The organism is Streptomyces sp. G5(2025), from assembly GCF_049542075.1.
GTDB lineage: Bacteria > Actinomycetota > Actinomycetes > Streptomycetales > Streptomycetaceae > Streptomyces.
In genome coordinates this window covers 623,543-643,727 of record NZ_JBMUZT010000002.1, presented here as the reverse complement: position 1 = coordinate 643,727, position 20,185 = coordinate 623,543, and the positions used below count along the sequence as shown (strand labels likewise).

Annotated in this window: 16 protein-coding genes, 1 tRNA gene and 1 pseudogene; 6 read left to right on the top strand and 12 right to left on the bottom strand. The window is 70.9% G+C overall.

Annotation, left to right across the window (positions count from 1 at the left end):
* The first annotated feature begins 29 nt into the window (after positions 1-29).
* A pseudogene (locus ACOBQB_RS03250) lies at positions 30-454 on the top strand (peptidase inhibitor family I36 protein).
* On the opposite strand, the gene ACOBQB_RS03245 reads toward ACOBQB_RS03250, so the two are convergent.
* Positions 387-1,085 (bottom strand): hypothetical protein, encoded by a 699-nt coding sequence (locus ACOBQB_RS03245; protein WP_423588616.1) that lies wholly within the window; start codon positions 1,083-1,085, stop codon positions 387-389. The pseudogene ACOBQB_RS03250 and the gene ACOBQB_RS03245 sit on opposite strands and share 68 nt — an antisense overlap.
* A gap of 673 nt (positions 1,086-1,758) precedes the next feature.
* On the bottom strand, positions 1,759-2,067 hold the full coding sequence (locus ACOBQB_RS03240; RefSeq protein WP_423588614.1) for a hypothetical protein: 309 nt from the start codon (positions 2,065-2,067) through the stop codon (positions 1,759-1,761).
* A 278-nt stretch (positions 2,068-2,345) separates the two neighbouring features.
* Between ACOBQB_RS03240 and ACOBQB_RS03235 the strand changes: the two genes are divergently transcribed.
* The 3 genes from ACOBQB_RS03235 (at position 2,346) to ACOBQB_RS03225 (ending at position 5,797) form a co-directional block, all read left to right on the top strand.
* Entirely contained in the window at positions 2,346-2,837 is a 492-nt protein-coding gene (locus tag ACOBQB_RS03235; protein ID WP_423588613.1) for a MarR family winged helix-turn-helix transcriptional regulator, read from the top strand.
* A gap of 148 nt (positions 2,838-2,985) precedes the next feature.
* Positions 2,986-4,173, top strand: a complete 1,188-nt coding sequence (locus tag ACOBQB_RS03230; protein WP_423588611.1) for a thiolase family protein — start codon at positions 2,986-2,988, stop codon at positions 4,171-4,173.
* 97 nt (positions 4,174-4,270) lie between these two features.
* Positions 4,271-5,797 carry a long-chain-fatty-acid--CoA ligase gene (locus ACOBQB_RS03225; protein WP_423588610.1) on the top strand — a complete coding sequence of 509 codons (1,527 nt, stop codon included), beginning with the start codon at positions 4,271-4,273 and terminating at the stop codon, positions 5,795-5,797.
* A gap of 84 nt (positions 5,798-5,881) precedes the next feature.
* Here ACOBQB_RS03225 and ACOBQB_RS03220 read toward each other — a convergent pair whose 3' ends face one another.
* Complete coding sequence (locus ACOBQB_RS03220; protein WP_423588608.1) at positions 5,882-7,951, bottom strand: DHA2 family efflux MFS transporter permease subunit; 2,070 nt, start codon at positions 7,949-7,951, stop codon at positions 5,882-5,884.
* 448 nt (positions 7,952-8,399) lie between these two features.
* Positions 8,400-8,933, bottom strand: a complete 534-nt coding sequence (locus ACOBQB_RS03215; protein ID WP_423588606.1) for a DUF309 domain-containing protein — start codon at positions 8,931-8,933, stop codon at positions 8,400-8,402.
* A gap of 106 nt (positions 8,934-9,039) precedes the next feature.
* Between ACOBQB_RS03215 and ACOBQB_RS03210 the strand changes: the two genes are divergently transcribed.
* Positions 9,040-9,113, top strand: a tRNA-Pro gene (locus ACOBQB_RS03210).
* Positions 9,114-9,580: 467 nt separating this feature from the next.
* On the opposite strand, the gene ACOBQB_RS03205 is transcribed toward ACOBQB_RS03210, so the two are convergent.
* The gene (locus ACOBQB_RS03205; RefSeq protein WP_423588605.1) at positions 9,581-9,712 is read right to left on the bottom strand and encodes a hypothetical protein; all 132 of its coding nucleotides are present in this window, start codon (positions 9,710-9,712) and stop codon (positions 9,581-9,583) included.
* Positions 9,713-9,724: 12 nt separating this feature from the next.
* Here ACOBQB_RS03205 and ACOBQB_RS03200 point away from each other — a divergent pair, with 12 nt between their 5' ends.
* Positions 9,725-10,246: a hypothetical protein gene (locus ACOBQB_RS03200; RefSeq protein ID WP_423588604.1), complete on the top strand. Its 522-nt coding sequence runs from the start codon at positions 9,725-9,727 to the stop codon at positions 10,244-10,246.
* Positions 10,247-10,449: 203 nt separating this feature from the next.
* Here the strand turns inward: ACOBQB_RS03200 and ACOBQB_RS03195 are convergent, their stop codons facing one another.
* From ACOBQB_RS03195 to ACOBQB_RS03165, 7 genes are all read right to left on the bottom strand, one after another.
* Positions 10,450-11,748: an MFS transporter gene (locus ACOBQB_RS03195; RefSeq protein ID WP_423588603.1), complete on the bottom strand. Its 1,299-nt coding sequence runs from the start codon at positions 11,746-11,748 to the stop codon at positions 10,450-10,452.
* Positions 11,745-12,842 (bottom strand): PLP-dependent cysteine synthase family protein, encoded by a 1,098-nt coding sequence (locus ACOBQB_RS03190; RefSeq protein ID WP_423590357.1) that lies wholly within the window; start codon positions 12,840-12,842, stop codon positions 11,745-11,747. The genes ACOBQB_RS03195 and ACOBQB_RS03190 overlap by 4 nt, the downstream gene beginning before the upstream one ends.
* Positions 12,843-14,137: 1,295 nt before the next feature.
* Complete coding sequence (locus tag ACOBQB_RS03185; RefSeq protein WP_423588601.1) at positions 14,138-15,154, bottom strand: MFS transporter; 1,017 nt, start codon at positions 15,152-15,154, stop codon at positions 14,138-14,140.
* A 79-nt stretch (positions 15,155-15,233) separates the two neighbouring features.
* Positions 15,234-16,106, bottom strand: a complete 873-nt coding sequence (locus ACOBQB_RS03180) for a DUF2637 domain-containing protein (RefSeq protein WP_423588599.1) — start codon at positions 16,104-16,106, stop codon at positions 15,234-15,236.
* Between the two features lie 710 nt (positions 16,107-16,816).
* The gene (locus ACOBQB_RS03175; RefSeq protein ID WP_423588597.1) at positions 16,817-17,905 is read right to left on the bottom strand and encodes a LacI family DNA-binding transcriptional regulator; all 1,089 of its coding nucleotides are present in this window, start codon (positions 17,903-17,905) and stop codon (positions 16,817-16,819) included.
* A gap of 114 nt (positions 17,906-18,019) precedes the next feature.
* Positions 18,020-18,886 (bottom strand): PfkB family carbohydrate kinase, encoded by an 867-nt coding sequence (locus ACOBQB_RS03170; protein WP_423588596.1) that lies wholly within the window; start codon positions 18,884-18,886, stop codon positions 18,020-18,022.
* Positions 18,887-19,044: 158 nt separating this feature from the next.
* Positions 19,045-20,046: an SIS domain-containing protein gene (locus ACOBQB_RS03165; protein ID WP_423588594.1), complete on the bottom strand. Its 1,002-nt coding sequence runs from the start codon at positions 20,044-20,046 to the stop codon at positions 19,045-19,047.
* Positions 20,047-20,185: the final 139 nt, after the last annotated feature.

The following is a 20,185-nucleotide window of genomic DNA, read 5'->3' as shown; positions in this document are numbered from 1 at the left end:
GAGTCCCCGGGTGTACGGCGTGTCAGCCGATGAGTGAAGGAGCGTCAATGAGGCAGAAGTTCTGCGCACTGCTCGTGGCGGTGACCGCCGTGGCCGCCGCCGCGCTGCCGGTCTCCACGGCACGCGCGGCCGACGGGTACGACCGATGCCCCGAGGGCTACTACTGCATGTTCTCGGGCCTGGACGGGACCGGCGACATGATCAGGCTCAGGGGGAACACCCCGATCTCGCGGCACTCGGCATGAACGACCGGGCCAAGTCGGACTGGAACCGCACGGCCTCCACCATCTACCTCTGGTCCGACGCCCACTACACCGGCTGCACGGCTGTGACCTCCTCCGGCCCCACGGGCAAGGGCAACTTCTACCCCACCTACCAGGACTTCTTCAGCTCGGTGCAGTTCGACGGGCCGGGTGGCCCGAGCTGCGGGACACCGCCCGGCGAGGGGAAGTGAGGAGCACACTGCCCACGGCCGACCGCGGGAACCCGTGCACGATCGTCTGTTCCCATGTCTGCCCGTTCCAGTGCGACATGGCCGCGCCCGAGTGGGTCTCGCCCGCCGCCCAGACGTCGTCCACCGCCTTGATGCGCAGGCCGTACACGGCACCCGGCGGCACCGGCACGTCCTGCCAGCCCCGCCCGTCCCGGCGCAGCAGCACCTGCGCGCTGTCCCGCGAGCCGATCAGCCAGGTCTCACCGCCACCGGCGACGACCTCGGTCAGCGCGACCCCGCCCGGCGGCCGGGCCTCGTGCCAGGCGCCGCCGTCGAAGCGGAGCAGACGCGCGCCGCCCGCGGAGTCGCGGCCGACCGCCCAGGCCGCGCTCGGCGAGGTCGCGGCGACGGAGAGCAGCTCTCCCTGCCGGCTGGCGCCGGGCAGGCTCTGGCGCTGCCACGCGGTGCCGTCCCAGCGCAGCATCAGCGGGAAGCCAGGCGCCTCGCGTCCGACGGCGTCGGTGCCCACGGCCCACGCCCGGTCCGGCCCGAACGCCACGGCGTCGTTCAGCCCCGCCTGAGGGCGTACCTGCGCCGGAACCGGCACGTGCTGCCAGGACTCGGACTCGGTCTCCGCCGCGGCCGACGTCATGGCGGTGACGAGGGCCAGGGCGACGGCGAGGTCGCGGCGACGAGTCTGCGTGCCATGGTTCAGCCGCCCAGCCGTTCGCTCATCAGGTTCGGTTTCGAGCCGTAGCTCTCGACGGTGCCGAAGGACAGCAGTGCGGCCCCGGCCCTCGCCGGCGCACGCGGTGTGACGTCGATCGCGTTCGGGCGCTCCGGGCCGTACGAGAAGGTGGTGCGGCGGCGCCGTTCACCCGGGCGTACTTCGACTGGAACGCGCGGTCACTGCGCACCGGCAGCCACAGCGCTCCGTCCGGTCCGCGCACCATGGCCTCGGTCGGGGCGTCCCCCAGCGATGGGTAGGTGGTGCGCCAGGTGCGTCCGTTCCAGGTCATCGGATAGGCGCGGGCCACGCCCTCGGTGTAGTGGCTGCCGCCGATGGTGACCCGGCCCGACGGTTCGGCAAGCGGCGTGTGGATGTTGCTGTTCGGCGGCAGCGACACCTTCGCGTCCCGCCAGGCGGTGGTGCCGTCCCACCGCAGGACGGCGGTCCCCGTACGGGTATCCCCCCAAGGCCCAGGTGTCGGTGGCGGTACGCGCGGTGATCCCCATCAGGAAGCGCACGCCCACCGGGGCGGACTGCGTGGTCCAGCGGGAGCCGTCGTACTGCAACACCTTCAGCCCGTTGTCGTCCTCACCGATCACCCACGCGGCACCCGGTACCGCGGTGAAGTCCTGGTACGTCCGCAGCGTCTGCGGCAGCGGGACGGAGCTCCACTTGCCCGCCGACCGGAGCAGGATCTCCCCGCCCCCCCCGCGCGGTGGTGGAAGATCCACACTTCCTCGCCGACGAACCGCACCTTGCCGAGCCCGCCCGGCTCATGGGCACCGGGGAAGGGCGTGTCCCGGCTCCACGCCCCGCCGTCCCAGCGGTACAGCATCGGCCGCAGGCCATCGGCGGCGTGCTCGTACCCCGTCGCCCACGCCTCGCCCGGTCCGTGCGCGGCCACGTCGGACACGGTGACCGGCGGGGCCGCGGCCGGCACCGGCAGCGTGGATCAGCCCCGCGTCACGGCGCCGGCGGGTGTCACCCCCGTGGCCGGTGACAGCACGGCGGCACACGCGATCACAAGGCAGACGACGACCGTACGGAGACCGTTCATGAGGACCTCCAGAACGCGAAGGCCGCTCAGCTCATGGGGGTTCACGGGAAGTGAACAGAGGTCGCACAGCCGATCGAGGTGACGCCCCCACGGACTACAAAGGAAGCTTAAATAAGCTGGGAGACATGCCGAACGACAACGAACCGCACACCGCCTTGCCGCGGGACGACCTGAACGGCGACCCGGCCGCCGATCTCGACGTCGAGGCCTTCACCGCGGCGATCGAGAACTTCAACCGCTTCTACATCCGCCTCCCCGTCCTCGAAAAGCTGCCGTTCACGACCCTGTCGGTGCTCGACACCCTCGCGTTCGGCGGCAGCCCGCGGCGCCTGACCGAGCTGACGAAGACCGAGCAGGTCAGCCAGCCCGGCATCACCCAGCTGGTGACGCGTCTGGAGCGGGACGGCCTGGTGGAGCGGCGCCCCGACCCCAGTGACCGCCGCGCCGTCCTGGTGCACATCACCGACGCGGGCCGCGAGATCGGCCGCTCCCGCCGCGCCGACCGCTCACACCACCTGCGTCCGCTCGTCGAGCAGCTGACCCCGGAGGAGCGCCGGTCCCTCACGGACGCGCTGCCCGCCCTCGCCCGCCTCGTGGAGCTGGGGCGCGGCCAGTAGGAGGAGGCGGGGACGCGGGGCCCGGCGGCGGAGCCCCTTCCCACAGCCCCCACCTCCCGCATAGACTCCAAAACTAGCAGCGCTAATTTACGTCCAGCGAAACCGCAACCCACGCAGCGAGACCCGCAAATCGATCCGGAGTCGTATCGTGCGCACCGTCCACTTCGCCGCCGCCCGCCGCACCCCCATCGGCAAGCTCCGCGGCGCCCTCTCCACCGTCCGTCCCGACGACCTCGCCGCGGGTGTCGTACGCGGACTCCTCGCCGACTTCCCGCAGCTGGACCCCGCGCGGATCGACGACATCTACTGGGGCGCCGCCAACCAGGCGGGCGAGGACAACCGCAACGTCGCCCGCATGGCCGCCCTCCTCGCGGGGCTGCCGGAATCCGTGCCCGGCGCGACCGTCAACCGGCTCTGCGCCTCCGGACTCGAAGCCGTCACCACCGCCGCACGCACCATCGCCGCGGGGGAGGCCGACATCGTCCTCGCGGGCGGCTCCGAGTCGATGAGCCGCGCGCCCTTCGTCCTGCCTCGCCCGGACGAGGCGCTGCCGCACCGCATGGAGACCGCCGACACCCGCCTCGGCTGGCGGCTGACCAACCCGAGGATGAAGGACCTGCACGGCGTCCTCGCGATGGGGGAGACCGCGGAGGAGGTCGCCGAACGTCACGGTGTCTCCCGCGAGCGCCAGGACGCCTTCGCGCTCCGCAGCCACCAGCGCGCCGCCGCCGCGCGCAAGAACGGCCACTTCGACGACGAGCTGCTGCCGGTCACCCGTCCCGACGGCGTCCGCGTCGACGCGGACGAATGCGTGCGCGAGGACACCTCGTACGAGAAGCTGAGCGGTCTGAAGCCGGTCTTCCGCAAGGGCGGGTCCGTCACCGCGGGCAACGCGTCGCCGATGAACGACGGCGCCGCCGGGCTGCTGCTCGTCAGCGAAGAGGCCCTCGACGACCTCGGCCTGGAATCCCTCGGGCGGTACGCCGCCGGCGCGTCGGCGGGCGTGCACCCGGACGTCATGGGCCTCGGGCCCGTCCCCGCCACCCGCAAGGCGCTCGACCGCGTCGGCTGGAGTGTCGCCGACGTCCAGGAGGCGGAGTTCAACGAGGCGTTCGCCGCCCAGGCCCTCGCCTGCGTCGACGCCCTCGGCTTCGACCCGGAGCTGGTCAACCCCTCCGGTGGCGCCATCGCGCTGGGCCACCCCCTCGGCTGCTCCGGCGCCCGGATCCTCACCACGCTTCTGCACCGCATGCGCCGCACCGGGGCCACGCGGGGCCTCGCCACGATGTGCGTGGGCGTCGGCCAGGGCAGCGCGCTCCTCGTCGAGCGCGACTGACCCTCGCCCCTTGGGGGGCACCCCGCCGCCCGATGCGCCCCCGCCGAGCAGCAGTCCGAACCACCGCAAGGCCGCACGGAACGGAGCACCACCCCCCATGGCAACGCTGTCCCTCGCCGCGATCCTCGCCGAACCCGCCCGCCGCCACCCGGACCGCACCGCCCTCGTCGAGGGCGAACTGCGGCTCTCCTTCAAGGAGTTGTGGCGCGAGGCGCGCGCCCAGGGCGCCGCCCTCGCGGAGCTCGGCGTGCGGCCGGGAGACCGCGTCGCCCTGATGGCGCCGAACACCGCCGAGTTCCCGAGGGCCTACTACGCGATCCTCGCCGCCGGGGGCGTGGTCGTCCCCGTCCACCTGCTGCTCTCCGCCGAGGAGGTCGAGCACGTCCTGCGGGACAGCGGCGCGGGCCTCCTCCTGTGCCACCCCGCGCAGGCCCCGACGGGCCGGGCCGCCGCCGAGGCCACCGGCGTACGCATGCTGGAACTGGGCGCCGAGGGAGAGCTGGCGGCCCTGGCCCGCGCCACCGAGCCCCTCATCTCGTACGTCACCCGCGACGCCGACGACCCGGCCGTCGTCTTCTACACCAGCGGCACCACCGGCGTCCCCAAGGGCGCCGTCCTCAGCCACTTCAACCTCGTCATGAACGCGACCGTCAACGCCTTCGACGCCAACGACGTCCGCCCCGACGACGTCGCGCTGGGCGCGCTGCCCCTCTTCCACGCCTTCGGCCAGACCGTCTCCATGAACTCCACCTGGCGGGCGGGCGCCACCCTCGTCCTGCTGCCCCGTTTCGACGCCGCGCGGGCCATCGAGCTGATGGTGGCGGAAGGCGCGAACACCTTCCACGGGGTGCCCACCATGTTCGTCGGCCTGGTGGCCGCCGCCGCGTCCGCCCCCGAGCTGCCGAAGCTGCGCCTGTGCGTCTCCGGCGGCGCCTCGCTGCCCGTCGCCGTACTCGAACGTTTCGAGGAGGCCTTCGGTACGCCCGTGTACGAGGGGTACGGCCTCTCCGAGACGTCCCCGGCGGCTTCCGTCAACCAGCCCGACTTCGGCACCAAGGCGGGCACCATCGGCCACCCCCTGTGGGGCGTCGACGTCGAGATCGCCCGCGCCGACATCGACGACCGCGTCGAACTCCTGCCGACGGGAGAGCTCGGCGAGGTCGTCATCCGCGGCCACAACGTCTTCTCCGGCTACCTGGGGCGCCCCGAGGCCACCGCCGAGGCGCTGGTCGACGGCTGGTTCCGCAGCGGCGACCTCGGCACCAAGGACGCCGAGGGCTTCCTGACCATCGTCGACCGCAAGAAGGACGTCATCATCCGCGGCGGCTTCAACGTCTACCCGCGCGAGGTCGAGGAGGTCCTGATGCGCCACCCCGACATCGCGCAGGCCGCCGTGATCGGCCTGGCCCACCCCGTCCACGGCGAGGAGGTCTGCGCCGTCGTCGTCGCGGCGCCCGGCGCGGCCAAGGACCCCGAAGCGGTCATCACATGGTCGAAGGAGCACCTCGGCCGCCACAAGTACCCGCGCCGCGTGGAGTTCACCGACGCGCTCCCGCTCGGCCCCAGCATGAAGGTCCTCAAGCGGGAGCTGCGCGCCCAGTACGCCGCGGGGCAGGCCGTGTAGCCCCGTGGTCGCGGAGAACTCGTACGTCGGTCGGGGCGGTCCCGCTCCCGGTGGCCGCGGTCACCCTCGCTGAGCCCACCTGCCTCAGCGCGAGGCCATCGAAGCGCCCGCCGTCTCGGAGGCCAGCCCCTGCTCCAGGTCCTCCGCGAGCAGCCGCTTGGCGATCGTGTCCACGGCCGCCGTCAGCTCCTCGTCCGCGGGCCGCCCGAGGTTCTTCTCGATCTCCTCGCCCAGCCAGGCCGACCACGCCGCGCCGATGATCTCCGCCTCGCGCTCCCCGGCGGGCGTCAGCGAGAAGTACGTGCCCGTGCGGGTCACATACCCCTCGTCCTCCATCCGGTCGAAGACCGGCACGAGCACCTCGGGCGGGATCCTGCGCCGCGCCGCGATCAGGCCGAGGCCGGCGTATCCGACCATCCGGGTGAAGAGCGCGACCTGCATGACCGCCCAGGCACCCGCGACGTCCAGGCGGGTGTCGGAGCCCCGGATGATGTCGCGCGCGGTGTTCATGCCGACGTTGCGGACGATCCCGGCGACGCTGCGCTCCAGCACGTGCCCCGAGTTCGCCGGGGCCGGCTGCGCGAAGCCCTCGCCCATGTCGGGCGCGCCCATCCGCGCGCTGTCCCGCAGCGGCACCTGCTTGAGGAAGAGCGCCACCAGGAAGCCGAGGAGCGCCACGGGCACGGTCCACAGGAAGACGGTCTGCAGGGTGTCCGCGTACGCCTCGACGACCGGCGCCGCCGCCGGGGCCGGCAGCTCGTGCACGCCCTGCGGACTCTGCGCCGCCTTCGCGATCGTCGCCGGGGCCGCGGCACCGGTGTCCGCGGCCGCCGCGACGCCGTCCCTGAGGTTCGGCGCGAGGGTGTTGGCGTAGATGGTCCCGAACACCGCCGTGCCGAACGAGCTGCCCAGCGTACGGAAGAAGGTCACGCCGGACGTGGCGGTGCCGAGATCCGCGTACGCGACGGTGTTCTGCACGGCGATCGTCAGGACCTGCATGCACAGGCCGATGCCGGCGCCGAGCACGAACATGTACACCGACTCCAGCCACGCGCTCATGGCGCTCCCCATGAGGGAGAGCAGATAGAGCCCGAGCGCCATCACCAGCGCGCCGACGATCGGGAAGACGCGATACGTCCCTGTCTTGCTGACGACGTTGCCGCTGAAGACGGACGCGATGAGCAGCCCGATGACCATGGGCAGCGTCCGCACGCCCGAGACGGTGGCCGAGTCGCCGTCGACGTACTGGAGGTAGGTCGGCAGGAACGTCAGCGCGCCGAGCATGGCGAAGCCCACGATGAAGCTGAGGATCGAACAGACCGTGAAGACGGGATCGGCGAAGAGCCGCATCGGCAGCATCGGTTCGGCCGCGCGTGTCTCGACGACGCAGAACAGCGCGAGCGCGACGAGCCCGCCGACGAACAGACCGATGATGGTGGGCGACCCCCACGCGTACTGGTTGCCGCCCCAACTCGTCGCCAGGATCAGCGCGCTCGCCCCGATCGCGACGAGCGCGATGCCCAGATAGTCGATGACGGGCCGCGCCGCCGACTTCACCACCGGGATGGTGCGGGCGGCGGCGATGACCACGACGATCGCGATCGGCACGTTCACATAGAACGCCCAGCGCCAGCTGAGATGGTCCGTGAAGAACCCGCCGAGCAGCGGCCCGATGACGGTGGACACCCCGAACACGGCGCCGATGGCACCCTGGTACTTGCCGCGCTCGCGCAACGGGATGACATCGGCGATCAGCGCCATGGACGTGACCATCAGCCCGCCGGCGCCGATGCCCTGCATCGCCCGCCAGGCGATGAGCAACGTCATGTTCGTCGACAGGCCGCACAGGAACGACCCGGTGATGAAGATGACCGCCGAGACCTGGAAGACGACCTTACGTCCGAACAGATCACCGAACTTGCCGACGAGTACCGTGGCGACGGTCTCCGCGAGGAGGTACGACGTCACCACCCACGACATGTGCTCCGCCCCGCCCAGATCCGACACGATCGTCGGCAGCGCGGTGCCGACGATGGTCTGGTCGAGGGCGGCCAGCAGCATCCCCAGCATGATCGTCACGAAGACGACGTTGCGGCGGCGCCGGTCGAGGACGGGGGGTGCCTGCGTGGCGGCGGGGGCCGGTTGATCGGTCATCGTCACACGGCCCACCTTCACATCGGGCCCGGCCCGCTGCATGCGGGACGAGGCCGGTCCGGTGACGGCGGGGCGTGCCCCTTTCGGCCACCGGGCGTGGCCCCCACGCGGCGGCCGCCCACCACGGCGCTCTCATGCCCGGCCATGCTGGCCAAGGCTTCGGCTACGGGGGGTGGTGCATGGGTTGCCGCGTCCACGGCGGCGCTCACGCGCTCGGGCCGGCCCGCCGACGACGCCTCGGCCCGGCTCCGGGGGGCCGGGTTGGTGGCGGTGTGCTGGGGGTGTTCCGGCTAGGTGGTGGCGTTTCCGCGCAGCTGTGGGGGTGTGGGTGGCCGCGTCTACGGCGGCCCGCTCCTCCTCCAGCCGGTCCGCCAACGACGCCTCGGCCCGGCGGCCCGGCTCCGGGGGGGGGGGGGCGGTCCGGTGGCGGTGTGCTGGGGTGTACCGGCTAGGTGGTGGCGTTTCCGCGCAGCTGTGGGGCTTGGGCTGCCGCGTCTACGGTGGTCTGCTCGTGCTTCAGCCCGTCTGCCAAGGCCTCGGCCCAGCGGATCAACTCCGCGAGGTCGATCCCGTGCGGGCGCTTCTGGCCGTTCGGCCCCGCCTGCCAGCCTCCGACGGCCCCCGCGCCCCTGAGCAGCAGCCGCGCCCCGCCCTTGGTGTTGCCGCGGGCCGCGTGGGTCAGGCCGACGGCCAGCTGGGCCAGTCCCTTCCACAGGTCCCGTTCCGCCGGTGGGCCCGACTTCCACGCGTCCTCGAAGACCTCGTGCGCGTGAAACGGCCGCCCCGCGTCGAGCAGGGCCTGCGCCTCGGCGACGGACTCCTCAGGCGTGCGCACGACGCCCTCGGGCTGCCGGGCCACGCCGTCCGTGCCGTAGGGCAGCGGCCGCCCGAGCCCGTCGCGCGGCCGCTGGTTGCGGGCCCGTCCCTCCTCGTCACGGTCGCGCTCACGGCCACTTTCGTACGGTCCAGGTGCAGTGCTCATACGTGGATTGTCGCGCGTGCCTGACGGTGGTCACCGGGAACGGAGCACCCTCGCAGGTGGGGTAGAGTTCTACCTGTGATCACGCGGGACACCGCACCGAACACACCGGGACGTGGCGCAGCTTGGTAGCGCACTTGACTGGGGGTCAAGGGGTCGCAGGTTCAAATCCTGTCGTCCCGACTCGTAAGAGTCGCAGATCAGGGGCCGTTTCAGAGCAATCTGAAACGGCCCTTTGATCATTGTGGGGACCAGTTGCAGACCAGTTGCGGAGCAACCGCGGACCAGCAAGGAACACCCCCCTTTTTCGGCTTCCGCGAGGGCCGGTCCTGGAGCTGTTCCGGCGGCGGTCTCAGATGCTGAATTCCCTCGCTGCGAAGATCGAGCCCCTCTACGATGACGGCGCCGAAGCGACGACCGACCGGGGGAAGGCCACGTGGTTGACACGCCTGTCAGAGATCGCGGCGAGTCCGAGGAGGACCACACGCTCGCGCTCTACCAAGCCCTGCGGACGCGGGGCGCCGCCGGCGTCGACGCCACCCTCACCCACGTGGACCTGACGGACGACGAGCGTGAGCGGTGCCGCCGCGAACTGCTCGCCCTGGGGCTCATCGTGGAGACAGGCAGCAAGCACGACGACCGCACAGCCCTCAAAGCCGGCGGCAGACCGCAGACCTCAGGCCGAGGCCGAGGACGTCGCCGTCGTCGACCCAGAAATCGCGGTGCTCCGGCTTCTGGAGCGCGAACGCACCCGCCTGGGCGAACATCTGCGCCAAGCGCATGAGGCGTACGACTTGCTGGAGGCACTGGCGGGCCGCTTCCTCAAGGCCGGTGTACTCGCCGGTTCGGACTGCGAGTTCGAGCTGATCACCGACTACCGACGCATTCAACAGGCTCTGGAGGACATCACCGAAGTCGTGCGGCACGACGTGTGCTCCATGCATCCGACGTCACTGTTCCGGGAGATACCCGAGCGTTCGCTGAGCCGCGACCGGCGCAGGATCGAACGCGGCGTCCGGGTCCGAGCCATCTACCGCCAGAACCTCGCCGCGTCACCGACGTTCGCCGACTATCTGCGCCGCAAGGTCGAAGCCGGGGTGGAGATACGCCTGTCAGCGGTGGTTCCGATCAACATGGTCGTCGGGGACCACCGCTTCGCCGTACTGCCCATCGACCCCGACGACAGGACCGCGGGAACAGTCCTTGCCCGTGGACCGGCGCTGGTACGCGCCACCGTGGTCTGTACGAGTACTGCTGGCAGACGGCGACCCCGTACGGTGCCCAACAGGAGTGCCCGTCGGGCACCGACGGTCTGACGGACCAGCAGCGGGCCGCGCTCCAGATGCTCGGAAACGCCGGCGGACGTGTTCCGGAGCGTGCGCGTTCACGCAGTGACGTGATGACGCCAGCGATGTGCGCGGAAATCACGGGGGAGAGGTCGCGGAGCCGAGGGGCGGACCGGTTCGAGGATCTGTTCGCGGACCGGTTCGTCCGCCCCTCGGCCGTGCGACACGGCGTGTTACGTGGTGACGGGCTGGGTTTCGGGAGTGGCCGGTGTCAGTCGTCCGCCGCGGTGCAGGCCGTCGAGGGCCGCGGCGCAGGCGAGGCCGAGCGCGAGGAGCACGAGCCAGGGCAGCGCGGGGAGCCCCGCTTCCCGGGCCGCGTCGAGTGCGGCGCCGGTCAGCAGGTTCCCGACGGTGATGCCGACACCGCAGATGGTGTTGTAGAGCCCGTAGTGAGTGGCGACGAGGCGGTCCCCGGAGAGGCGGACGATGGTGTCCATCTCGAAGGGGTAGGCGATCATCGTGCCCACGGCAAGGAGCAGGGCCGACAGCGCCGGCGGCACGGCCGCCAGCAGCCAACGACCTGGGCCGCCCTCGGGCACGGGCAACGGCATCACGGCCAGGAGCGGCACGAAGGCCACGCCCATGGTGACGAGTCCCCACGTCAGCGCCCGCCCAGGTTCCATGCGCTCCTTGCACCACGCTGTCACGCGCGTCTGGCACACGATGGTGGTGAGCCCGGAGACGGCGAAGAGCAGTGCCGTCGCCGCTGTACCGGCGTCTCCGGAGCCTCCCAGCCGCCGCACTTCCAGCGGTAGTGCGAGGTAGACCTGGAAGGAGAGGACGTACGAACCGATCATGGCGACGGAGAAGAGCAGGAAGGGCCGGTTGGCCACGACCGAGCGCCACTGCGCCAGTACGCCCTGCCGCTCCGTGCCTTCCCCGGTGCTCTTGTCCGTGGCCCGGCGCGCGGGAAGCGCACGGATCTGGACCACACTGAGGAGGGCGAAGATGCCCGCGGACACCAGGCAGGTGGTGCGGAAGTCTACGGCGGTCAGCAGCATGCCGACCAAGGGGCCGAGCAGGATGCCGGCCTGGTAGAAGACGTTGAACAGCGCGAAGGCTTCGACCCTCCGATCGCCGGCGTCCGCCGCGAGGTAGGCGCGGACCGCCGGATTGAACAGTGCTCCGGCCAGACCGGTCGCCGCCGAGGCGGCCAGCAGCGCGGGCAGCGAATCGACCAGCCCGAGCGTCGCGAACCCGGCGGTGCGCAGGACACATCCGGCAATGATCAGCGGCTTGTACCCGAACCGGTCGGCGAGCGTCCCGCCCACGAGGAACATGCCCTGTTGCGTGAAGTTCCGTACGCCCAGGACGAGCCCGACCACCCATCCGGCGAGGCCGAGCGAACCCGACAGATGCGCGGCCAGGAACGGCATCAGCATGTAGAAGCCCAGATTGATGGTGAACTGATTCACCATCAGCAACTGCACGCTGCGCTCGTACGTCGTGACCTGCCGCAGAGTCGTCTTCATCGGACGTCCTCGATCCCGGCGGCAAGGGTCAGCGGGTCGACGACGTCCGCGCACCGTGTCCAGCGGGTGACTTCCTTGTCGTCGGGCCGCGCGATCTCATCGGGTTCGGCAGCCGGGGGCCGGCCCAGCAGGCCGTGGGCCGCGCAGTACTCGTCGTCGTACACCGTCCCGAGGTAGCGCTGCGGCCCGTCGGGGAAGACGGCCGCGACCCGGGTGCCGGCGGGCAGGGTCCCGGCGATCCAGCCGGCCGTGAGGGCGACCGCGCCGACGCTCCAGCCGCCCGTCGCGTAGTGCGACGAGGCGAGTCGGCGGCAGGCCCACACCGCTTCGGCGGGGGCGACCCAGTGCACCTCGTCGAAGTTCTCGTACGCCACGTTACGGGGGTAGATGCTGGAGCCGAGGCCGCGCATGAGACGTGGCCGCGCGGGCTGGCCGAAGATCGTCGAGCCGATGGTGTCGACACCGACGACGCGCAGGTCGGGATAGAGCTGCCGCAGCACGCGCGAGACACCCGCGGAGTGTCCGCCGGTGCCGACGCTGCACACCAGTACGTCGATGTGGCCCAGCTGGGCGGCGAGTTCAAGGGCAAGCGGGGTGTACGCGGCGGTGTTGTCCGGGTTGTTGTACTGATCCGGACACCAGGATCCGGGGTGCTCGGAGAGCAGCTCGGTGACGCGATCGCGGCGGGCCTGCTGCCAGCCGCCCTCGGGGTGGGGCTCGCCGACCACATCGACCCGGGCGCCGTAGGCAGTGAGGAGCCGGGTCATGGACGGCTCAAGCCCGGGGTCGGTGACCAGGGTGACGGGATGCCCGTACACCATGCCGGCGAGCGCCAGGCCGAGCCCCAGGGTGCCGCTGGTCGACTCGATGATCCGGCCGCCGGGCGCCAAGTCGCCCCGGCTCCGGGCGCGTTCGACCATGTGCAGACCGGGGCGGTCCTTGATGCCGCCGGGGTTGCAGCCCTCCAGTTTGGCCCAGAAGCCGCGGCCCTCGGAAGCGGGTGGCCCGGAGATGTGCAGGACCGGTGTGTTGCCGACCAGCCCGGAGATGGCTGTTCGCGTGGGGGTCGCATCGGTGGTGATCAGGGAATGCATCGTCTCGCTCTCGTCGAAGTGTCGGCGTATCAGGCGCGGGTTCGACGCGTGCACCGCGGCAGTCGAACGGGCCACCGGTGCGCGCGGGGGCCGTGTGATCACGGCTGCGGAGGCGACCCCTATACGCGCCACCGACAGACGGTGATGAGCGTTGTTCTTGAGGTCACGGCGCAGACCGCTCCGACCTGCCGAGACCCGCGGGAAGGACGCGACGTCGCAGCAGTGGGCCCAGTGCCGGCAGGGGTGTCACGGGGCGCGGGCCCGTGCATGCCGCGCGGAGCGGTACCGCTCTCTCCACTGCGCTCAGACGTGCACGTGAGCGGATCTTCCAGCGTCAGCGTCAGCGTCTGTTGTCGGGGTTCGGCCCCAGGTGTGAGCGACGCGTCCACGGCGCTGACGGACCCCATAGCGGGACCGTGCCCGTCGCTCGACGCGGTGAGCTGATGTGGACAGGCGAGGACGCCCGCGAGCAGTACGGCGCAGACGACGGCGACGAAGTGCCGAGTCCAGGGCGGTGCGTGGTGGACCGGATGGCGCGTGAGGGATGACAGCACGACGGCTCCGCACGGCTGCCCGAGCCCGCGCGGCTGACGCGACGGAGCGGAGGGCAGCGATCAGGGGTCGGTGAGAGGGCAGGCGGGGGCCGTCACGTGGGGAACACGTACAGAGCGGCGTGATGAGGAGCGTTCCGCGCGCCGACGGCCGGCTGAGACCACCGGCCTAGGTCCGAAGGACCGCTGCCAGTCGGGATGGTGGCGGAGCATGGGCCTCACGCGCATGGCCGCCGGTGGCGGCGATGCCGCCGCCCGGGCCGCCGTACTCGAAGGCCGAATCCAATCCCGAGGCGCAGGGCGCCGCGAGGGACGGGCCGTCCTGAGGCTGTCCGGAGAGACACTCGCCCGCAGCGTGGGAAGAGCCTTCGTCGTGGCTGTCGGAACCGCCACCGGCGGGCTCCGGAGCACCGGCGTGACCCTCGGCCGCTGCGGGGGCGCGGTCCACGGCGATCGACGAGGTCACCATCGCCGGGGACGTGTGCGCCGACGCGCCTTCCACTCCGATGCCATGTGCGTAGAGCACGGCGAAGAGGAGGACACCCAGCCACCACCGGCGCGACGTACGCGGCGCAGAGCCGGTACGTCGTACGCCGAAAGGCGACCACGTCGTCATCATGACGGGATGTTAACCGCTGTGGCGGGAGGCTTTGGGCCTGGTTCGTGGAACTGGGCGTGAACAAGCCAACGGTCCAGCGGGAAACCGCCGGGGCTGATCGGCGGAGTATGGCGGCCCGCGGTGTCTCATGCCGCCTCAGACAGCGCGGGCCGGTCCGTGACGGGCGCGTGCCGGGCGGGTGTGACGGGGCTGGTCGCCATTCCCCGTCCGTCGTGGCGCGGCCAGAGGAGGAGGGCGCCGCATGCTCCCGCTGCGGCAAGGACCGCGAGGACGGACCAGGCCGGCGTGAAGCCGACGCCCGTGCCGAGCCGGCCCGCGATGGGGTACGTGATCAGCCAGGTCAGGTGCGACAGGGAGAACTGGGCCGCGAATGCCTCGGGGATCGCGTTCCGTCCGACGGAGGCGCGCGGGACCTTGCCGGTCGGCGTGATGATCAGCGCCATGCCGATGCCGATCACGGTCCAGATGATCGCCGTACCGGCCCACGTGGTGAGGCCGGCCGAGATGAGCGTCACCGCGGCGGCCGTGCCGGCGACGAGGGCCGCGGCGCCGGTCATCATGACGGTGCGGGCGGCGATCCGGTCGAGGACCCGGGGCAGTACGAGGGCGGCCAGGAGGGTTCCGGTGCCGGAGGCGGCGAGCCTCCAGGCGACGTGCGACTGCGAGCCGCCGAGCGTGTCCCGGATGTAGTTGACGGTGTTGACGACGACGATCGAACCCGCCGCCGCGACCACGAGGTTGAGAGCCATGACCCCGCGCAGCCGTGGAGTCCTGAGGAAGGTCCTGATGCCCGACGCCGCTCTGTCCCAGGCGCTGCTGTGGGTGCTGGGACGGGCGTCGGGGATACGCGTCGACAGGACGAGCACGGCGGAGACGAGGAATCCGGCGGAGGTGCCCAGGAACAGCCGGTCGAAGCTCATGAACGTCAGGGCGACGGCCGCGAGCACGGGGCTGAGCAGGCTCTCCATGGTGGCAGCCACCTGGGAGGCGGACAGGGCCCGCGTGTAGTCGGACTCGCCGGTGACGATGTCGGGGATGACGGCTTGGAACGTCGGGGTGAACGCTGCGGACCCGGCCTGGAGCAGCCCGATCAGGACGTAGATGTGCCAGACCTCGGTGACCACAGGCAGGGCGAGGACCACCGTGAGAGTCGCAGATCAGGGGCTGTTCCGGAGCAATCTGAAACAACCCCTGATTGTTGATGGGGCCGCTGGGGCCCGCTTACTGTTCCCTGAGCTCCGCGCTGCGCGGTCGGGGTACTTCTGCTTTCAGGGGAGCGGCGGCCGCCGTCTCGTGGGCCGGTCCCTCGGTGGACAGCGGCATCCGGGGACGCAGGAGTCGGTGGCGGGGTACGGGGCGCTTGGGAGGCCGCGTGAGAGTGACCTGCCGTACCAGTTGCTGGAAACAGGCCAGCGAGGCGAGGCTGGGCAAGGCGGCGACGGTGATGTCGATGACGTTCATGGGCGCCCGGGCGACGCACAGGAGCATCGTGATGAGGGAGAAGACGACGGCCACGCACCATGAGTGGACGGCGCGGCGTTGATGCAGGGCGGCTCGTAGTACGGACAGGGACGCCACCAGCCAGGGGCCGAAGATGAGGACGGGCCACCAGGCGACCGAGCTGTTCTCCGTGTGGCTGAGCGCGATGAGCCTGAGCGGGTCATAGGCAACCGCCGTGCTGAAGAGACTCACCGCCGACGCCGTGAGCGCCACGAGTGTCGTGATGGCGCAACTCGCGGTCCGGACGAGATGCACGCGCCGCTGTTCACGTGTCTTGCGGTGGCTCTGCGGGTTCTTCCTCAGCGGCGGCAGCTCCGTCGTGATGTCCTGGAGGGCTTGGAGCGGGGAACCGACCGCGGTGTGAGTCGCCGGGACATCTTCGCCTGCCGGAGCGGTCGAAGGCGTCTGATCCGCGATCGCGTCCTGGAGCAGGTACGCCAGTTCCTCGGCCGGGTCCCAGCCCGGATCAGGCGGTTCCGTCAGGGGTGAGTAACGGTCGTCGGAGCGGCCGTACTGCCCGCGGTGTTCGCTGAAGTACCCGGACGCATGATCGCCTGAGTATCCCGGATGATAGTAGACAGGATCATTTTGCATGGTGTGATCAGATCATTCCGACATGGCGACATCAGGCCTGGCGACCGAATCGCTCCATCGCCGGGCGAGGCCCGTTTCCAGCGCATTCATATGGTCCAAGAAATCCAACAGGAGAGACTCTGTTGAAGGTGCGCCAGGAGCCCGGTTTAGCCCCTCACCTGCGGTCGCAGATGCCGCCGAGGCCCCCGGGGCCGCGTTGTGCGCGTGGGAGACTGTCTTGACTTTCCGGCGCACGGGCAGAGGGGCTTTGTCGTGGTGTGCGTGGGGACCGTGATCGTGATTGGGAAGTTCCGTCGTCATATTCGAGATAACGCGTGCCCATTCCTGCGGATACGTGGCATTCGAGTGACGCAATTCCCCAAATGGGGGACCCGTTAACTGCATAAGTGTTTGTGCGAAGAATGGTGCCGCCCGGGTCGGTGAGCACCGTCAGGTCCGGCCGACGGACGCGGGTGCCGCCCGGCGACCCCGCTCCGGCGGTGATCCTCCCGGAGGCGAGCTGGTCCTTGGCGGTCTCGATGCCGAGGGCCGCGCGCGGTCGGAAGCCATAGCGAGCTCGCTCAGGGCGGGCGCCCGGCCGAACCGAAACAGAAACAGAAACCGAAACCGGAGCCGGAACCGGAGCCGAAACCGGAACCGGAACCGGAGCCGACGGGCCGCCCCACTGCTCCCCAGCTCACCGCCCCCCACCCCCGCAGCGGTTCAGCCGTTCACCGCGCGGGCGGCGCCCCGACCGAGGAGCGCACGACCAGCCGTGCGTGCAACGTGTGCGTCTCGCGGCGCGCTTCCGCTCCTTCGAGCGAGTCGAGCAGTACGTCCGCCGCCTTCGCGCCGAGTTGGTGCACCGGCTGTTCGATCATCGTGAGGGGCGGGTCCATGACCGCCGCCCACGCGCTGTCGTCGAAGCCGATCAGGGACAGGTCGCCGGGGTAGGTCAACTTCCGCGCCCGCATGGCCCGCAGCGCGCCCGTCATCGCGTCGGTCTCCGTGCAGAACAGCGCGGTGGCGCGGTCGGGCAGGGCGAGCATGCGGCCGGCCTCCTCGGTCGCGTGCTCCTCGGTCTTGGGCCCGACCATCACCAGCTCCGGGTCGAAGGGGATGCCCGCGTCGTCCAGCGCGTCGAGGTAGCCACGCAGCCGCTCCCCGTCCGTCCACACATTGCGGGCCGCCGCGGCGAGCAGCGCGCGCCGGGTCGCCGGCGCCTGCGGCACCGGAGGCCCCCAGACGAAACCGATGCGGCGGTGTCCGGCCTCGATGAGCGTCTCGACGGCCTCCCGCGCCACGTCCCTGTTGTCGATGACGACGGTGTCGAGGTCGAGGGAACCGACCGCCCGGTCGACCAGCACGACCGGGACACCCTGCTTCAGGGCCGTGCGGATGTGCGTGACCTCGCCGCGGCCGACGGCGGCCGACGCGATGATGACGCCGTCCACGCGCTTGTCTATCAGTACGTTGGTCGCCGCGATCTCCTCGTCGAGGTCCTCGTAGGTGCTCAGCACGATGGTGTCGAAGCCCCGTGCGCGGGAGGCGTCGGAGATCCCGCGCACCATGCCCGCGAAGAAGGGGTTGCCGATGTCCGCGACGACGACCCCCAGGGTGTGGCTCACTCCGGTCGACATGCTTCGCGCCAGCGCGTTCGCGCGGTAACCGAGCTTCTCGGCCGCCGCGAGCACGCGTTCCTTCAACTGAGGGCTGACGTACCCGTAGCCGCCGAGGGTGCGCGCCGCGGTCGCGCGGCCGACGCCGGCCTCGGCGGCCACCTCGGAGATCGTCGGTGGCGTCTGAGGCTGCGTCTGCATCTGCGTTTGCGTCCTCGGCGTCCTCGGTGGGTCGCCCCGGTCTGCTGGCATCGGCTTCCGTACCTCACTTCTCCTGGTCGAGGGCTCGCCACATGCTAGACACCGCCCAGCCGGTCACCCGACGGGCCGGCCGTGACCGAAGGCTCCCTCGACGAAGCACTGCTCGTACGCGGCGTCGGCTCCTTTCCGCAGCGCGTGTTCGATCACCTTCGGGTGGAGCGGAGTGCCTGTGGACCATCCCTCGCGCACGAGGGAGATCGCGAAGCCGGCGAGGAACGCGTCGCCGCAGCCCATGGTGTCGACGAGCGGCTTCGCGTGCCCCGCCTCCCGCGCGGGCGCTGTGACGGTGCAGCGGTCCGTGCGGACGATGGCTCCGTCGACGCCGCGCGTGGCGAGCGCCGTTCCGGCACCCCGGTCCACGGCTTCGGCCAGGAGGGCATGCGTCGCGGCCTCGTCGAGGTGCGAGCAGGACAGCAGGACGAGGTCCGCGTACGGGCAGACGCGGTCGAGGTAGGAGGGGGTGCGGTATTCGTCCTCGCTGGACAGGTCGAACATCACGAGCGGGCCGGACGCGGCGAGCCGGGGCAGTTCGCTCTCGCTCCGCGAGAACACGCTGGAGTGCACGAGGTCGAACGACGTTATGTACGCGACCAGTTCGGGGTCGAGCCGGAGCGGTTCCCGTACCGTGACGCCGCCGCCGTTCCAGCCGAGGAACACGCGCTCGCCGTCGTCGACGCGCAGGGTGGACAGGCCGGATTCGCCCGCGCGTACGACACAGTGGTCCATGGCCACGTTCTGAGCGCCGATGGACTTCCGCAGAAAGCCCCCGAGGTCGTCGTCGCCGAAGACTCCGAGGTAGGCGGCCTCGACGCCCAACCGCCGGGCGTACACAGCCACGTTGACGCTGTTGCCACCCGGGTAGTCGATACCGCGGTCGACGAAACGGTCGACGATGTTGTCGCCGAAGCCGAGGACTCTCATGTGGGTTCTCCTGTGCGAGGGGCGGCGTGGGGCCGGGGCGGCCGGCGTTGCGAGGGGCGGCGTGGCGCCCGGGCGGTCCATCGCCCCGAACGGCAGATCGACCCGCCCTCCCCGCCTAAGGAGCAAGGCCCGGGGAGGGCGGGGTCCCGTCGGATCGGTCAGTAGTCCAGGACGCGGTAGTACCGGCGCAGGTCCAGTGAGTGATCCCGCACCCGCTCCAGGTGCTTGCTCGCCCTGCCCATCACCGTGTCGAGCACGAGCGGCGCGAGGAGACCGCGGAACTCGGGGCTGATGCCTTCCAGCGCGTAGTCACGCGTGTCGAAGACGGTCACGTCGCGCGAGATGCGCTTGGCGAAGGCCTCGACACGGTCGGTCAGCGCCCGCGTCTCGTCCTCCCCCTGAAAGACGATCACGCTCGTGTCCTCTTCGAGCAGTTCGAGCGAGCCGTGGAAGAACTCGGCGCTGTGCACACGGGTGGTGCGCAGCCACTGCATCTCCTCAAGGATGCACATGGAGTACAGGTACGTGAAACCCCACAGGTTTCCGCCGCCGACGAGGAAGTGGTAGTCGGTGTCCTTGTGGGCCTCGGCGAAGGCGCTCGCGGACGGATCGGCCTGCTTGGCCACGTCGACCATGAGGCGCGGGATACCGGCGAGCTCGTCGGCGAGCTTCTCGTAGCCCGCGAACTCGCCCCGCCGTGAGAGCAACCGGCCCATGAGCAGCAGCATTTGGGGGTCGAACGGCCACGCCTTCGGCTCCGAGACCAGGGCGACGTCGACGGCCTTGGCGATGGGGGAGTCGGCGTACCCCGTGAAGCCGATCGTGTGGACGCCCTTGGACCGGCAGAACTCGATGGCGCTGAGGCTGTCCTCCGTCGTGCCCGACACGGACGTGAAGACGGCCACCGAACGCTCGCCGAGCATGGCATCACCGGAGGCGACCAACTCCGCGGCGATCACGGCGCGTACGGGGAGGGTCGAACTGCGCCGGGCGAGGTGCTCGTACGGCCACATCTGGGCGTAGGTGCCGCCGGCGCCGACGAGGAAAAGATGGTCGAACCCCTCGTCCACGAGGCGGTCGGCGAGCTCTTCGATGCGGGGGCGCAGGGCCACCGTGCTCGCCAGCTGGGAGAGAAGTTCCGGCTCGTTGAAACCGAGCATCTTCGGGTCCTTTCGGGGAGGGTGCGGCCGGTGGCGCTGAGCGACCTGATACCGGTATCACGCGGGCCTCACGCTGGCACAAGAGGTCATGAGCGTCAATACCGTTCCTCTGCCAGGGGGCCATGGACCTCGCAACTGC

Excerpts from the sequence above, each read along its gene's own strand:
- ACOBQB_RS03245 (WP_423588616.1), bottom strand. The coding sequence starts at position 1,085 with ATGACGTCGGCCGCGGCGGAGACCGAGTCCGAGTCCTGGCAGCACGTG.
- ACOBQB_RS03235 (WP_423588613.1), top strand. The coding sequence starts at position 2,346 with ATGCCGAACGACAACGAACCGCACACCGCCTTGCCGCGGGACGACCTG.
- ACOBQB_RS03225 (WP_423588610.1), top strand. The coding sequence starts at position 4,271 with ATGGCAACGCTGTCCCTCGCCGCGATCCTCGCCGAACCCGCCCGCCGC.
- ACOBQB_RS03220 (WP_423588608.1), bottom strand. The coding sequence starts at position 7,951 with ATGACCGATCAACCGGCCCCCGCCGCCACGCAGGCACCCCCCGTCCTC.
- ACOBQB_RS03215 (WP_423588606.1), bottom strand. The coding sequence starts at position 8,933 with ATGAGCACTGCACCTGGACCGTACGAAAGTGGCCGTGAGCGCGACCGT.
- ACOBQB_RS03205 (WP_423588605.1), bottom strand. The coding sequence starts at position 9,712 with ATGCGCTTGGCGCAGATGTTCGCCCAGGCGGGTGCGTTCGCGCTCCAG.
- ACOBQB_RS03195 (WP_423588603.1), bottom strand. The coding sequence starts at position 11,748 with ATGAAGACGACTCTGCGGCAGGTCACGACGTACGAGCGCAGCGTGCAG.
- ACOBQB_RS03190 (WP_423590357.1), bottom strand. The coding sequence starts at position 12,842 with ATGCATTCCCTGATCACCACCGATGCGACCCCCACGCGAACAGCCATC.
- ACOBQB_RS03180 (WP_423588599.1), bottom strand. The coding sequence starts at position 16,106 with ATGCAAAATGATCCTGTCTACTATCATCCGGGATACTCAGGCGATCAT.
- ACOBQB_RS03175 (WP_423588597.1), bottom strand. The coding sequence starts at position 17,905 with ATGCAGACGCAGCCTCAGACGCCACCGACGATCTCCGAGGTGGCCGCC.
- ACOBQB_RS03170 (WP_423588596.1), bottom strand. The coding sequence starts at position 18,886 with ATGAGAGTCCTCGGCTTCGGCGACAACATCGTCGACCGTTTCGTCGAC.
- ACOBQB_RS03165 (WP_423588594.1), bottom strand. The coding sequence starts at position 20,046 with ATGCTCGGTTTCAACGAGCCGGAACTTCTCTCCCAGCTGGCGAGCACG.